This window comes from Aliivibrio sp. 1S175 (assembly GCF_001690985.1).
Classification (GTDB): Bacteria; Pseudomonadota; Gammaproteobacteria; order Enterobacterales; family Vibrionaceae; genus Aliivibrio.
In genome coordinates, this window is sequence record NZ_MAJS01000024.1 from 94,818 (window position 1) to 109,713 (window position 14,896).

At 36.7% G+C, this 14,896-nt stretch carries 12 protein-coding genes; 8 read left to right on the plus strand and 4 right to left on the minus strand.

Features of this window, described 5'->3' with window-relative positions:
• The first annotated feature begins 130 nt into the window (after window positions 1–130).
• Complete coding sequence (locus A6E06_RS10090; protein ID WP_065592369.1) at window positions 131–1,600, plus strand: peptide MFS transporter; 1,470 nt, start codon at window positions 131–133, stop codon at window positions 1,598–1,600.
• 51 nt (window positions 1,601–1,651) lie between these two features.
• On the opposite strand, the gene A6E06_RS10095 is transcribed toward A6E06_RS10090, so the two are convergent.
• Together A6E06_RS10095 and A6E06_RS10100 are read right to left on the minus strand one after the other, a co-directional pair.
• The gene (locus tag A6E06_RS10095) at window positions 1,652–3,406 is read right to left on the minus strand and encodes an ATP-binding protein (protein WP_065592368.1); all 1,755 of its coding nucleotides are present in this window, start codon (window positions 3,404–3,406) and stop codon (window positions 1,652–1,654) included.
• A 19-nt stretch (window positions 3,407–3,425) separates the two neighbouring features.
• Window positions 3,426–3,959 carry a heme NO-binding domain-containing protein gene (locus tag A6E06_RS10100; protein ID WP_065592367.1) on the minus strand — a complete coding sequence of 178 codons (534 nt, stop codon included), beginning with the start codon at window positions 3,957–3,959 and terminating at the stop codon, window positions 3,426–3,428.
• Between the two features lie 532 nt (window positions 3,960–4,491).
• Here A6E06_RS10100 and A6E06_RS10105 point away from each other — a divergent pair.
• The 6 genes from A6E06_RS10105 to A6E06_RS10130 all read left to right on the plus strand — a co-directional run bounded on the left by A6E06_RS10105 (window position 4,492) and on the right by A6E06_RS10130 (window position 11,584).
• Window positions 4,492–4,956, plus strand: coding sequence for a hypothetical protein (locus A6E06_RS10105; RefSeq protein ID WP_065592366.1), 465 nt, complete (start codon window positions 4,492–4,494; stop codon window positions 4,954–4,956).
• Between the two features lie 131 nt (window positions 4,957–5,087).
• On the plus strand, window positions 5,088–5,270 hold the full coding sequence (locus A6E06_RS10110) for a hypothetical protein (RefSeq protein WP_065592365.1): 183 nt from the start codon (window positions 5,088–5,090) through the stop codon (window positions 5,268–5,270).
• A gap of 9 nt (window positions 5,271–5,279) precedes the next feature.
• Window positions 5,280–6,488, plus strand: a complete 1,209-nt coding sequence (locus A6E06_RS10115; protein ID WP_065592364.1) for an MFS transporter — start codon at window positions 5,280–5,282, stop codon at window positions 6,486–6,488.
• Between the two features lie 307 nt (window positions 6,489–6,795).
• Window positions 6,796–9,006, plus strand: coding sequence for a TonB-dependent siderophore receptor (locus A6E06_RS10120; RefSeq protein WP_065592363.1), 2,211 nt, complete (start codon window positions 6,796–6,798; stop codon window positions 9,004–9,006).
• A 65-nt stretch (window positions 9,007–9,071) separates the two neighbouring features.
• Window positions 9,072–9,602, plus strand: coding sequence for a YfiR family protein (locus A6E06_RS10125; protein ID WP_255312073.1), 531 nt, complete (start codon window positions 9,072–9,074; stop codon window positions 9,600–9,602).
• A complete protein-coding gene (locus A6E06_RS10130) occupies window positions 9,599–11,584 on the plus strand; it encodes a diguanylate cyclase domain-containing protein (protein ID WP_065592361.1) in 1,986 nt (661 codons plus the stop codon). Before A6E06_RS10125 ends, A6E06_RS10130 begins: the two co-directional genes overlap by 4 nt.
• A gap of 4 nt (window positions 11,585–11,588) precedes the next feature.
• On the opposite strand, the gene A6E06_RS10135 is transcribed toward A6E06_RS10130, so the two are convergent.
• Both A6E06_RS10135 and A6E06_RS10140 read right to left on the minus strand, forming a co-directional pair.
• The gene (locus tag A6E06_RS10135) at window positions 11,589–12,914 is read right to left on the minus strand and encodes a diguanylate cyclase domain-containing protein (protein ID WP_255310622.1); all 1,326 of its coding nucleotides are present in this window, start codon (window positions 12,912–12,914) and stop codon (window positions 11,589–11,591) included.
• Window positions 12,915–12,999: 85 nt separating this feature from the next.
• On the minus strand, window positions 13,000–13,890 hold the full coding sequence (locus A6E06_RS10140) for a LysR family transcriptional regulator (protein WP_065592360.1): 891 nt from the start codon (window positions 13,888–13,890) through the stop codon (window positions 13,000–13,002).
• 163 nt (window positions 13,891–14,053) lie between these two features.
• Between A6E06_RS10140 and A6E06_RS10145 the strand changes: the two genes are divergently transcribed.
• The gene (locus A6E06_RS10145) at window positions 14,054–14,773 is read left to right on the plus strand and encodes an SDR family oxidoreductase (protein ID WP_065592359.1); all 720 of its coding nucleotides are present in this window, start codon (window positions 14,054–14,056) and stop codon (window positions 14,771–14,773) included.
• Window positions 14,774–14,896 lie beyond the last annotated feature (123 nt).

The window sequence follows — 14,896 nt, forward strand, 5'->3', positions numbered from 1 at the left end:
TTAATAAAACAAAACACTAAAAAATACCCTTCATTACACTATTTCCACAATGGTACTTTAAGAATAACGTACTTTGTTACATTCTTTTGATGGTAAAATACAAAGAGTAATTATCTAAAAGAGAATCCTTATGTGGAACAAACTAAATAAATCCATGATGTTTTGCCAAATGATGTTTGGTTTATCATTCTATGGCGTAATGGTCATTTTAACTCGCTTTTTCCTTGAAGAGCTAAATTATAGCGAGGCTGACACCATGATGGTGGTTGGTGCTTTCTCATCAATCGGGCCTTTATTTGCGATTGCTGGCGGTTTTATTGCGGATAAGTTTTTAGGGGCTTATCGTTCATTAACCATCAGTTACCTTGGCTTCTCTACGGGTTATGCTTTGTTAGTTCTTGGCTCGTACACTACGAATGTACCTATGGCGCTATGTGGTATCGCGTTAGCAAGTTACGCTCGTGGTTTAATGTCGCCATCTTACCCTAGCCTTTACAAACGCACATTTGATACTCAAGAGCACTTTGAGAACTGCTACCCAGTAAACTACTCGGTTAACAACGTTGGCGCTCTATTGGGCCAATACTTATTCCCAATGTTCGTTCTTGTTATTGGGTTCCACGGAAGCTTCCTGTTATCTTCTATTTTAGCCTTCTTTGCATTGGCCACCTTGGTTATTTTCCGTAAATCTCTATTAACAGTTGGAGCAGAGATTGATCAAACGCCGGTAAGTACAAAAAACTGGATTGCTTTTTTAATCACCTCAGCAGCAATGATTGCTCTTGTGTTCTTCATGTTTTCCAACATGGATATCGGACAGAACATCGTTTATGCCATTGGTCTTGCCGCTATTGGTTACTTTATTTACTTAATGATTAAATCTGAAAAGGCAGATGCCTTGAAGATGGGTACCATTTTAATCATGACGGCATTAACAACCGCTTTCTTTGTTTATTATGGCCAGATGATGACATCAATGACCATGGTTAGTATTAATACCATGCGTGGCGATTTATTTAATTTAATTCCAATTGCTCCTGAAGCATCTATGGCAATGAATCCGCTATGGTGTATTGTGGCTGGACCTGTAATTGCGATGATTTTCTCTGCACTTGCAAAGCGTGAGATTCACCTTTCAACGGCAACAAAAATTGGTTTTTCTTTCATTCTAACGGCAATTGCATTTGGTATTTTAACCATGGCTGTGATGGGTGTTGGTGAAGATGCGATTATTCGTCCTGAAGTATTCCTACTTATCCACTTCTTCCAAGCCTTTGCTGAAGTTATTGTGGGTAGCTTAGTGGTTGCATTCATCTTGTCTGTTGCACCAAAGCATATTGAAAACTTCTCTGTAAGCTTATTCTCTGTTGCTATCGCACTAAGTGGTATTGTGGGTGCGGTATTCTCAACGTCTATCGCCCAAGAGAAAGGCCAAGTGATTACGCAGGAATTTGTACAAACCGTTTACGGCAACTACTTCCAACTGCTTACTATCTTAGCGGTAGTCATGGTTGGCGTTGCATTTGCCGCTTCAATTGTTATTCGTAAAATGCTTGAAAGCAGCAAAAAAGCAGAAGAAATTGCATTATCTAATGCATAGCGCTTAATTTAAAAGACAAAGCCCAGTACTCATAATGAGAGCTGGGCTTTTTTATACCTTATCGTTCCCAGAAAAAGAAGAACAACTCCATTTCATTAGCATTTTTTCTAAATCTTTCGCTTTATATGGCTTATGCAAAATATCATCCATTCCTGCATTCACACAGCTATCTACCTCGGTTGAGGTTGTTCCTGCAGTCAAGGCTATTATCGGTTTATTGTACCCTTGCTCTCTCAACCTTCTTGTTGTTTCAAAACCATCCATTATCGGCATTCGACAATCCATTAAAATAATATCAACGTCTTTCAGCTCTAAAAATACCAAAGCTTCTTGACCATCATTCGCAAAATCTGGTTGTATATTTACTTTTGTTAACATCATATTCAAGATAACTTGGTTCATCTTAATGTCTTCGACAGCTAAAACTGAAAGCCCATCAATTGAATGAGTACAATCAGCGCATTCTTTCGATTCCAATTTTTTCTTAGAAGCAACGATTAGTGGAATAGTAGCTGTAAATACTGCGCCTTTACCTAACTCACTTTTTAACGTTAACTCGCCTTCCATTTTATCAACCAGTGATTTACAAATAGAAAGCCCCAAGCCGGTGCCTTCAAACTGTCGTTGGCTTGAATTATCAACCTGAGTAAATGGGTCAAATAGCGTCGCTTGTTTTTCAAGAGGGATCCCACACCCACTGTCTGACACAATAAAACGTAGTGCATTCTCATGCCAAGAAATAGAAAAAATGACCTCTCCTTCTCTCGTAAATTTAATCGCGTTACCAATCAAGTTTACTAATATCTGTTGAATTCGGTCAACATCTCCCCACAATTCAGCGGGTAGTGTATTTTCTATCTCGATAACAAAACTCAATCTTTTTTCTTCTATTTGATGAGCAAAAATATGTTTAATGGTCTGAATTAATATCGCAGGTTCAAATTGGATGCTCGTTAACTGAAGCATTCCCGCATTCATTTTACTAAAATCAAGTAGGTCATTAATAATGACCCTTAGCATTTCGCCAGATTGATGAATCGTTGTTAACAGCGTTTGCTGATAACTGGTGATATCACTGTCTTCCATTAACTCTGCAGACCCCAGTAGACCATTAAGAGGTGTCCTTAGTTCATGGTTTATCATTGCTACAAAATCACGGGTAGATTGCTCTGAATTCTCTGCTCTTTGTTTCTCTTTTATCGTTTTTTCAAGCAAATGTTGACGAACAAACGCGGCACTTAACATTTCAGAAAATAAACGACATTGTTTTTCAATAGTTTGATGCCATGTTTTATTTGGTGCTTGATTAAAAGTAAATTGTAATGAGCCACATCGCTCATCTTCATGATGTAAATACACAATTATATGAGCCCCATTTCGGCTCCAATTGAACTCTGAATTAGAATGAATTTGATCTTCACTCTCAACATAATCTCCAGCAACTAACACCGATTGAATATGCCCATGAACATTTAATTCAGGTGCCACGGTTAAGCATAATGAGGCAATACTGTCGATACTTGCCAAATCATCTAGCAGTCGTTGCAATAAAATACTTGATGGTTCATCTTGTAAAAATGCTTGATTATAATCCAACAAGATCGCGTCTAAATACCCTTTAAATTGGAGTAATTCGACGTCTTTTTCCGCTTGTTCTTTTACGATCAATAACGTTTCTTCTACCAGTTGTTTCGCTATATAAAGTTCATGACTTTTTTTCTCCAACAATGCTTCAGCAGCTTTACGCGCCGCTTTTTCTCGTTGAATTTTACGATTCAACAACTCAAGCATCTTCTCATTATCCATAATTATCCCTTAATACACCTTACTGTTTTTTTAGGGTAAAACGTACTTGAGAACCATCGTCTTGAATTGGTGTCATTTGGATATCAATCTTCTCATTAAAATGATCTGCACACCCCTGTATTAAGCCAAAACACACATGGGAAAAACAACGTGCTGAAATATAATCCATTACCATTTCAGATTCAGTGCTTGAAATAAAAGTAAATTGCGGCGGATTTGCATCTATGTATAATTTTTTCACTTCAATGTGAATATAGTTTTCTACTTGCTTAATAAATTCAAACGTTGAAGACGACTTGCCCTTTAAACCCGGCATACTATTAAACAATGTAAGAAAAACAGACTTTCCATATACTTCCTGCAAATCTTCAATACTGATGCCGGTTAATTTACTTAATGAAATAATGAGTTTCACTAAATCTTTATGATCATAGGTCCCTACAGAGGTGTAAGCCCCTTCATCGTTATTTTGATCCAGCATTTCCTGACAAATTTCTAAACCAAACGTATCTTCAACTAATTCTAAAAACTCTGAAAATATAATTCCTTTCATATTGCATCCCTTTCTTACTTTAGGTTCTTTATATCCTATTTATTAGCTTAGATAAAAATAGCTCAATAAGGTAATTACTTAGCCTATCTTTTTTCATTTAATAGAGATCAAACCTATTATTTTTATAAACATTGACTCCTTCACGATGGAATAGCTTGACTAATAAATCAGAAGGCGACCCATTGTTTTCGAAACCGCATTCTATTTCTAGTCATCGAATGAAAACCACAATCGCTATACCACGCCACTCTGTACTTGATAGAAAACGACACCAAACAACATTGCAAAAACTAATATCGTAATCACTATTTTTAACCAAATAAACTTCATCTTTTTTCCTTTTAAATTATCTCTTTCGTATTACGGCCTTTAATTTTAAGATTAAAGCCAATTTAATACTATGGACTACAAATCAAGGTAAAATGATCTCTACTTTGTTTTTTACTCATTTTATTAAAATAAAGGCACTTTTTAGACACTCAATCCTATAAACTTATTTTATTAATAGAAATAAATTACTCGAGTTCAATCCATGAAAAAATTATTATCTCTCATGCCACTATTACTTCTCTTTAGTGGTTGCCAATTTGAGCAAGAGATTGAACTAAAAAGTTCTGAGTGCAAGAAGAATGAATTTATTTTTTCTCTACCTAAAAACATTTTAGACTATCGTAATTCTATGGCTCGGTTTTCACAAGAAGGCGGGGAGAGTCCATTAAATTCGGTTCAATTTATAAGTGAATGCATTCCTAAAATATCCTTTAAAAACCTTGCAGAACAAAGTGCTAAAGATATTTTTGTCTCTAATTATAAAAACTCAGCCAGAGTTACACACTTTAGAATAAGAGATAACGTGGCTTATATTGAATTAGCCGCACACACTGACAGCTGGCCTGGCGTGTCTGCTTCATTAGCTGCCGTTGAACCTATTATTAAACGTAATTTATTCTTAAATAGTAAAGTGGAAGATGTCGTTGTTGGTGAAATTCTCGATTAACGAAAATAAACGGCCTCCTTAATAAATAATATATGCATAAAATTCATAGTTACCCTTACAAATAGTCATTTGCTTCATATACTGCCTTTCTCTACTATGCGCGCTCTTATTTTTAACCCTAAGAGCGCTGCATGTTTTCACAATCCATTTTCGCTCAATTGGTCAGAATGAGTGTGTTATTAGTTTTATCCCTTATTGCCGTTCATAACTCACCTGCTTTGTTGAACTTATTAGCTCAACAAGCCGTAAACAGTGGGTGTCATCAGCAAACAGGGCAAGACGAAAGCCACCATCATTCTCATCATCACCATTAAGAGCACATTATGAGTATTTTTCGCTTTCCACCACTAGTATGGCTTGGGATCGGGATTTTAATTATCAGTCTAGGGATCAGACAATCATTCGGTATTTTTATGATGCCAATTTCAGACCATTTCCAAACAGGTCGTGAATTTTTTAGCTTTGCTGTAGCGCTACAAAATCTATTATTTGGTGTTTTTCAACCCTTTGTTGGCATGGCATCAGACAAGTGGGGATCTAAGCGCATTATTATGCTTGGTGCCGTTTCTTATGCGTTAGGGCTTGTTCTTACTTCTGTCGCAACAGAACCAAGTATGTTGTATTTATCTCTTGGCGCTTTGGTTGGTTTCGGTTTAAGTGCAACCAGTTATGTGATTATTCTAGGCGCTGTCGCTAAAGTCGTTCCTGCTGAACATGCCGCTAAAGCTTTTGGTTTAACGACGGCTGCCGGCTCTTTTGGTATGTTTGCTGTCATTCCAGGGGCTCAAGTTTTAATGCATGACTTTAATTGGCAATTCGCGCTGCAAGTCTTTGCAATGCTATGCTCACTTATTATTACCTTTGCTCTGTTTATGAAAACAGCAAAGCCATCAAAAAAACAAACAGAAGAAGAAAATACACAAACATTAACTGAGGCGCTAAAAGAAGCATTTGCTAACAAAAGTTACTGGTTAATCCACGCAGGGTTCTTTGTGTGTGGCTTCCATGTGATGTTTATTGCTACGCATCTACCTAGTTACTTAGCCGATAAAGATCTGCCGGCTTCAAGTGCCGCAATGGCATTGGCTTATGTGGGTATTTTTAATATCTTTGGTTCATACTTCTGGGGTGTGATGGGTGATAAGTACAGCAAGCGACACGTAATGTCAGCACTGTATTTTGTACGTACTATCGTTATTGGCGCGTTCGTCACTTTGCCTGTCACCGAGCATACGGCGGCGATCTTTGGTGGTGCGATTGGTTTCTGTTGGTTGGGTACAGTGCCATTAACCTCTGGCTTAGTGAGACAAATATTCGGGGCTCGTTACTTATCAACTCTGTATGGTTTAGTCTTCTTTACTCATCAGGTTGGCAGCTTTTTAGGCGCTTGGGCTGGCGGTCGTATTTATGATTACTATGGCTCATACGAACCAATCTGGTGGTCTACGGTTGTTCTAGCTTTCTGTGCGGCATTAATTCATTTACCTATTAATGATAAACCAATACAAAGAATGCAATTACAAACAGCTTAATGTTCTTAAAAAAGCCGATACGTTATAACGTGTATCGGCTTTTTTATGATCTACACACTCAACATTTAATACAATGTTTCAAATGCCCCTTTAATATTTCTCAATCACACCAACTCACCGTTTCTTTTAGTCGTATTATTTTCTAAAATCTCATTGGTGTAATGAAATTTAATTCGTAATATTTTGAAGTTACACGAAAATTAACTTCATAATGATATCTTAAATGTAAGATTTAACTCAAAATATACAAAATGGGTATTTACTTTATACCTTATAATTAAATTATATTTGGTGTTGATTGAACGTCATGCAGATACTATCTCGAACTCAACTTTTTTATGCTTTGTCTGCCCTTATGTCTTTTCCTGTTATCGCAAATATAGATGATGGACTTAATGATCTAGATGCATTACTTAATATGCCATTAGATTCTCTTGTTGATACTAAAGTCGTTACCGCAACGAAAACATCATTAAGCTTGTCTGACGTTCCTGCCGCTGTACATGTAATCACATCCAAAGAAATTGAACGATCTAGTGCTCGCTCCATTGCCGATGTATTAGTGCTTGCTCCAGGCCTGCATGTAACTAAATTTTCTGACTATGATTGGACTATTTCAGCTCGAAGTAAAAACCAAGGAGAAAACAACACTCTACTTGTCATGATCGATGGAAGAAGTGTCGTTAACCCTCTTTATTCTGGTGTCAATTGGGATACTTTACCTGTTAGTTTAGATAATATTGACCGCATAGAAGTGGTATTAGGTCCTGTAGGCACGATATGGGGTGGTAATGCGGTTAATGGTGTCATAAATATCATCACCAAAGATGCAGAAAGTGCGCCAAAAGCTCAACTTAGCGCCTCTGTGGGTAATTATGATTATCGTGAATATAAAGCACATCACAGCGCTCAAATTAACACAAACACACACCTATCAGGCTATATAGAGCTACTAGAACATTCTCCTTTTACTGATGAAGACGCTCACCTAAAAGACTTACGTAACTTAGAAGTACAAACCGAACGATTTGGTTTACGTGCCGATTATCAGAATCTTCAAAATACCGTTTCTATTCAATTTGGTGGCATTCGCTCACGCGAAGAATACCAATGGTTAACCTACACACCTGCATTTTTGAATCCTGCATCACATCAAAGTGATTATGATGCGTTTCTAACAGAAATGAACTCACAAGAGCTCTTCGCTGGTATTCAATATCTTCATGAAAAGTCAGATGGCGATCAATGGGAGAACCAAGCTTGGGTAACCTACAGTGATTCAGACAGCACCAATGAACCTGCAAGTTTTACTCGTATAGATTTAGACAGCCGCTACACATTTAACACTCAAGATTGGGGAATTTTAACTCTCGGTGCAAATGCTCGTATTATTGATGAAGAATACGCTCAATTTACTGAACAAGAGCAATATCTATCTCCTTATGTTCGCACTATTGAAGAGCATGAATTTCTGAACCAAAGCTACGGGTTATACGCAAACTGGACGTTTAATATTACCGAATCCACAGAGGTGACATTAGGTAACCGTTGGCAATATGCCAATATAACCGAAGAAGTCTACTCTCAACCTCAAGCTCGATTATTACAAAAACTAACCGATAATCAACGCCTTTGGATGGGCTGGGGACGTGCGGTAATAACGCCTTCTCGTTTAGAGTTAGATACACAATTTCAAGAAAATTACTCTTGTAATTCATGTGGTTATTATGACCCAGCAACGGGGAATGTTTATGACAAACCTGTAAATGGCACGATTGGTCCTGTTGATTATCTGCAAGCTTATAAATACTTAGGTAATCGTGATCTAGAAATGGAATCCGTTGATACTTATGAGATTGGATATCGCTATTGGCAACATAACCAATTTCAGTTCAGTGCAAGCCTATTTTACAGTCAACACGATAACGTAAGGGCGTATCAGAATATGGGGGGATTTGTTTATATCTCCCAAGATCATTCAAACGGAGCTATTGGTACTGTCATTCATGATATGTATGTCCAACTCATCGACCCTCTTTCTCAAGAAACGATGGGCGGTGAATTGAGTATGCAATGGCAGCCAATTAATGTATTGCACGTTAATGCTAACTATAGTTATAAAACGATTAAAGGCGAATGCTCTGGATCTATTTGTGGTTCAAACGACTTACCTATTTTAGATCTAGAAAATACACCCAATCATTATGCAACACTGCACATGATGTGGGATATTCATCCAACACTTTGGGTTTCTTCTGTTGTTAATTACGTTTCAGCCTCTAAGCCTGATGAAAAATTGGTAGCCGCATACCGAAATTATGGCGATGATTATCTTGTATGGCCAGAGTTAGTTACTCTTGATATGTCAATTCACTGGCAGCACAAACCAACATGGCCAAGCGTAAAAATCAGTGCTGAAAACCTAGGAAACGACCAAGTAAAAGAATACTCAGAACAATTAAACCCTTTTGCCAACGGCACTCAATATTATGCTGAATTGAGCTGGAATTTCATATAGCTATGCCAATAATAAAAGCACAGGCAAGTTCGTCCCTTTCATCATTTTATAGACTTCCCTATAAAATGATGGTGTGCCTGATCCTTTTATTGGCTTTACCTATAAGTAGTTTTGCACTCAAAGCAAATACCCAAAATATTCAAGACCATAATTTAAAAGCCGTCTATCTCTTTCGGTTTGCCTTCTTAACAACTTGGGGCGCGTTTGCCCCTAGTAATCAAAAATTCAATTTTTGCTCTGAAGCATCATCAGATATAAGCAACACATTACGAGCCTTAATAAATAAAAAACCAGCTCAAGCAACATTCATTCCTTATTCTTCAATCAGTGACATTCAACCAAATAGCTGTCACGTTATTTATCTCTCAACTCAAGACCCAATCATGATTAAACAGTTTCAGACTTCACAGCCACACGCTCTTTTAGTCGGCGACGGAGAATCCTTCATTCATTCAGGAGGCATGATTGCTTTTATTAAAATAAATAATCGAATTAAGCCTTTGATCAGTTTAAAACACATTGCTCCAACCGGGCTCTCTTTACGTTCACAACTACTGTCCGTCTCGAACATAGCTAACGATGAGGGATCACTATGATCCATCTTTGGTTTAGTTCGCTACCGTTGCGAAAAAAAGTGATTTATCCTATTTGGACGCTGCTTACACTTAGTAGTATTATTTTAGGTGCAAGTGTTGCTTATTTTGTCGGTGTCACACACAGTGCTAACTTGTATACCCGTACGTCAATTTTAGCCCAAGGGATTGCCAGTAACTTATCTGGAGCATTAATCTTCAATGACAAAATAACGGTTTTAGATCAAATGAATGCCCTTTCTTTTGACCCAGAAATAATTGCTGCTTATGTTGAAGATATAAATAAAGAATCTTTTGCCACACTTGATAAGTTACCAATGAATTGCCAATGGGTTCAACAAAACATCAGCTGTAATGATTCAATCTTTTTTGCTATCACGCAGCCTATTACCCTAGAAAATGAACATCTTGGAAACCTAACGGTATGGGCATCTAAAGATAAAATGTTCCAACAGCGTAATCAGATCATTACTGTCTTTTTATTCATAACCGTGTTGTTATCTAGCTTAGCTTTATTCTTTGCTCACAGATTACATCGACTGATTGCTATGCCGTTATTATCTATCTTTCATTCAATGCAAAGCGTCATTAAAAAAGGGGTCACAAATCAACGCCTCTCTGTTTTACATTCAGATGAACTAGGTATGGTAACTCGCTGTTTTAATGAAATGTTAGATAATCTCAGCCATCGAGACAATCTGCTAACTCAAGCGTTTCAACATTTAGAAGATAAAAACCACTATATAAACCAAGTGCTTGATTCCCTAGAGCAAGGCTTATTAGTGGTATCTCCAAATAAAAAAATCACTTATTACAATCCAGCTGCTCATCAATTATTGTCATCCCTTACGGTTGAAAACATTAATATTGTTGTAGATCTAGACATCCAGTTCATTGATATAATTTTGAGTAGCTTTGAACCAAAGAGCCGATTACTATCGTTACAAGAGCATATTAAGCAGCATCAACGCTTGGATCCTATAGTGCTTCGTCATCAGCTTTCAGGCAAACTGTATCAGATATCAACATACCCTATCGCTGGAGACAAAAACTCATTAATACATGTTGAAGATATCAGTAATCGTTATCTTGCAGAGCAACGCCAACGTATGGCTGAAATGATTTTTGACCAGAATCCAATTTCTGCCATCGTATTAAGTCGAAAATTAAATATCGAAACTAAAAACAATGCTTTTATTCGAATTTTTGGGCAAATAGACAACCTAAATCAACTGTATTTACGAGAACCCATTGAGCTTTCATTTACTGTATTTAAGAAATTACTGAAACATGGTTTTCTTAACGTTAAAACTGAAGTATCAAGCTTAGAATTATCCGATAATTTAAGAGACACCAGAGCCTGGTTACCTTGTTTAATTACAATCACAACCATTAAAAACAGTGATGATAAAGTAGAATCATTCATTATTTCAATTAGTGACCAAACTCAAGAACTTGAGCTAAAAAGACTCAGTTTTGAAGCCAATCATGACGCATTAACAGGACTAGCAAATAAGAAAAACATTTATCATAACCTTCTTGATCTACATAAAAAAGGAAGGTCAGCTTATATTCTGTTTATCGATCTTGATGGTTTTAAAGCGGTAAACGACACCTATGGACATCAGTCTGGTGATGCATTATTAAAAATAATCGCTCAACGACTTACCAACTGCGTATACCAGTATGATCTTGTCGCTCGCTTATCAGGAGATGAGTTTTTATTAGGTCTTTATTTACCTAATGAAAGAACGAATCAAGAATATAATATTCATTCCATATCTCAACATATTCTAGAAGAAATTAGTCAACCTATCATAATTAAAAACAATGAGGCAAAAGTGTCCGCGAGTATTGGGGTTTATTATTGGGATAGAAACAGTAAACGAGATTTAGAAAGCGCATTACAACAAGCAGATGAAGCGATGTATCACGCTAAATTATTAGGGAAAAACCGTTATCACCTTAAAAATGGCAAAAAATAGAAGCCTAATCATTGTCTCTTTTAAGCATTGATACATCAAATTCACAGCAGTTATTGCCCTGTTCTTTTTTCGCTTCATACATGGCAATATCTGCAAATTTGACCAATTCTTCTCCCCTCAGACTATCATCAGGATAAATAGAGACTCCAATAGAGGGAGATATCATCATTGATTTTTCATTAATAAGTATTGGAAATTTGAACTGTTCTAACAATTTTGACGTCAATTTTTTAATACCTGAGCTCTGAGATATATCTTGTCCAATAATCAAAAACTCATCACCACCTAATCGAAATACTTTGTCTTTAGAACGAATCGTCTCTGTCAGCAATTGGGCTGTTTTAATTAAAACCAGATCACCAATATCATGCCCCAATGAATCATTTATTTCTTTAAACTTATTCAAATCCAAGAAATAAACGGCAACTTTAGTTTGTGTTTTTTCACCATGATGAAGCGCACATTGCAGTTCAGTATTCACCATACTCCGATTTTTCAAACCTGTAAGTTCATCATGGTGGGCTTTATAAGCTAATACTTCTGCTTTTTCGTGTACAACCTCATTCATTTTAAAGAAAGCCGCAAGAAGATTTCCCATTTCATTATCTTCAACAACATCAGAAATATCTAATTTTTCACCTTGTTGCATTTTTTTAGTACTTGAAAGCAAAAGATTTAATGGATCAAATAAATTTCGTTTCATAAAAAAAATGGTGGCTATGGCTAAAAAGATTAGCAATACCATTTGCATTTTAATTAACGTAACAAGCTGTGTTCTATTCTCTTTAAAATCACCTTTACGCTTTTCAAGTAACAATAATTCTATATTAATAAATTGGGTAAGATCGGATCTTAAATCATCCATATAATCTTTACCTCTATTTTCTTTCACAACCCTTAAGGCTTGAGATAAATTATCGTATTGAACCAATTCAACAGTTAAAGCCAATTCATCCAATTTTAATTTTATTGATTTATCTATATGCTCAAGAGCCTTTTGCTGATCTATATTATCCTGTGTCTGCATTTTCAGGTCTTGAAAATACTTTAGAGCACTAGATATACCCGTATAATAAGGTTCTAAGTACATAACTTCTTGCGTTAAAAGATAGCCTCGTTGTCCAGTCTCAGCATCTTTCATACTACTAAGTAATTTTTCTGAACTCGCTATCACATTATGAGTGTGAATGACCCAACTTAGTTTTTCATCACCATAAGACTCTAATTTTAACGTTAATATAGAGCCCACAATGGAAATAGAGAATAGCAAGATGAGAAATAAAACTAATTTTAATCGAACATTCATTATATCAGCCCTGATAATAAACATTTAACAATCCATTACTCTGAATAATAGACACTATCAATAATAGTAACAATAATACTTCACGATAAACGTGGTGTAAGGTCATATTTTAGTGAGATAAATAGCAATAAACAAAATCAATGAAGGTTCTTATTCGTTTAGGTTGATATCGATCTCGATGATAAATAGCTGAAAAATCGACACTTGGAATAACCCACTCAGCAAACACTTGCTCTAATTTATTATCATCCAATTCTTGTTGGCAATAAATCAAAGGTACACGAATAATTCCATTGCCTGCGATTGCACCAGCAACTAATACTCGTCCATTTTTACACTGTAAATTCCCTTTCACTGTCACATCATAATAATCTTGCGATTGTGTCGATTGAAAATGCCACTTACGCACAGATCCTGTTAAACAATGATGTTGATTTAATTCCTTAGGATGGCTAGGTCGCCCTCTTCTTTCCAAATACTCTGGACTTGCTAACGTTCCCATATCTATCGTTAATAGTTTTTTAGCCACAAAACCGGAGTCATCTAAAGTACCCATGCGAAACGCTATATCAAATTCTTCTTCAATTAGATCGACACGATTACTGCTAAAATCTAAGCTGATCGAAACATCTGGGTATTGCTGCATAAATGTATTAACGATTTCAGCAATAACAACCTCACCTAAATGCCCGCCTACGCAGTTCACTTTTATCTCTCCTTGTACTTTTTCTACATCATCAACAGCAGATAACAACGCTTGGTCTATAGTATGAAGGGCTTGCTCACACTGGTAATAAAAATGCTTTCCTGCTTCTGTTAAACGTAAAGTCCGAGTCGTGCGTATTAATAATGTCACGCCCATTTGTTTTTCAAGACTACTTATTTGACGAGAAACATGAGAGCGAGAGACATCAAGTGTTTCTGCTGCTTTAGTAAAGTTGCCTAAACGAGCAATAAGAACAAAAGAGCGAATATCAGTAAGGTTGATTTGGTTAATCATAAAGCCACCACAGTAAATAGACCCCTTTATTGTTGCAGTACAGCAACAGAGTTTCAAGTAAATAGCTATATATCAACAATAAGGTTTTTATTAATATACATCCATCGCAACGAAACAGGGTTCTGAATTCGTTTGCTTGTTGAATTTATTGAGGAAATAGAAGATGAAAAAATTAGTTGTTATTACAGGTGCAAGTTCTGGTATTGGTGAAGCTATCGCACGTCGTTTAAGCGATGAAGGTCATCCTCTGCTTCTTCTTGCTCGTCGTATTGACCGTCTTGAAGCTCTAAACTTACCAAACTCTTTATCTGTAAAAGTAGACGTAACAGACAAAGCGTCTTTTGATGCAGCAATCGCTCAAGGTGAAGCTAAGTTCGGTCCTGTTGATGCGCTAATCAACAACGCAGGCGCTATGCTTCTTGGCCAAATTGACACTCAAGACGCACAAGAGTGGAAGACCATGTTTGATGTAAACGTTATTGGTCTTCTAAATGGCATGCAAGCGGTTCTAGCACCTATGATGGAGCGTAACACGGGTACTATTATCAACATCAGCTCTATTGCTGGTAAGAAGACGTTCCCAAGCCATGCAGCTTATTGTGGTACTAAATTCGCGGTTCACGCTATCTCTGAAAACGTTCGTGAAGAAGTGGCTTTATCAAACGTTCGTGTAACTACGATTGCACCGGGTGCCGTTGAAACTGAGCTTCTAACTCATACAACTTCTCAAGAGATCAAAGACGGTTACGGTGAATGGAAAGAAAGCATGGGTGGCGTTCTAGCTGCTGATGATATTGCTCGTGCTGTATCTTTTGCTTACCAACAGCCTCAAAACGTATGTATCCGTGAGATTGCACTTGCTCCAACAAAGCAGCAACCATAGTAGGTACTAACTAACTTACTTACCTACTTAATGCTATAAAAAGTAGTAAATAAGACACACAAAAAAGCCAAGCTCGGATTACCTTGCTTGGCTTTTTTTATTCAACAATTAGATAAACATTCA

What these genes read in the sequence shown, in the direction of transcription:
- A6E06_RS10105 (WP_065592366.1), top strand. Translation starts at nt 4,492, where the DNA reads ATGAAAAAATTATTATCTCTCATGCCACTATTACTTCTCTTTAGTGGT.
- A6E06_RS10095 (WP_065592368.1), bottom strand. Translation starts at nt 3,406, where the DNA reads ATGGATAATGAGAAGATGCTTGAGTTGTTGAATCGTAAAATTCAACGA.
- A6E06_RS10145 (WP_065592359.1), top strand. Translation starts at nt 14,054, where the DNA reads ATGAAAAAATTAGTTGTTATTACAGGTGCAAGTTCTGGTATTGGTGAA.
- A6E06_RS10140 (WP_065592360.1), bottom strand. Translation starts at nt 13,890, where the DNA reads ATGATTAACCAAATCAACCTTACTGATATTCGCTCTTTTGTTCTTATT.
- A6E06_RS10125 (WP_255312073.1), top strand. Translation starts at nt 9,072, where the DNA reads ATGATGGTGTGCCTGATCCTTTTATTGGCTTTACCTATAAGTAGTTTT.
- A6E06_RS10110 (WP_065592365.1), top strand. Translation starts at nt 5,088, where the DNA reads ATGTTTTCACAATCCATTTTCGCTCAATTGGTCAGAATGAGTGTGTTA.
- A6E06_RS10090 (WP_065592369.1), top strand. Translation starts at nt 131, where the DNA reads ATGTGGAACAAACTAAATAAATCCATGATGTTTTGCCAAATGATGTTT.
- A6E06_RS10130 (WP_065592361.1), top strand. Translation starts at nt 9,599, where the DNA reads ATGATCCATCTTTGGTTTAGTTCGCTACCGTTGCGAAAAAAAGTGATT.
- A6E06_RS10100 (WP_065592367.1), bottom strand. Translation starts at nt 3,959, where the DNA reads ATGAAAGGAATTATATTTTCAGAGTTTTTAGAATTAGTTGAAGATACG.
- A6E06_RS10115 (WP_065592364.1), top strand. Translation starts at nt 5,280, where the DNA reads ATGAGTATTTTTCGCTTTCCACCACTAGTATGGCTTGGGATCGGGATT.
- A6E06_RS10135 (WP_255310622.1), bottom strand. Translation starts at nt 12,914, where the DNA reads ATGTTTATTATCAGGGCTGATATAATGAATGTTCGATTAAAATTAGTT.
- A6E06_RS10120 (WP_065592363.1), top strand. Translation starts at nt 6,796, where the DNA reads ATGCAGATACTATCTCGAACTCAACTTTTTTATGCTTTGTCTGCCCTT.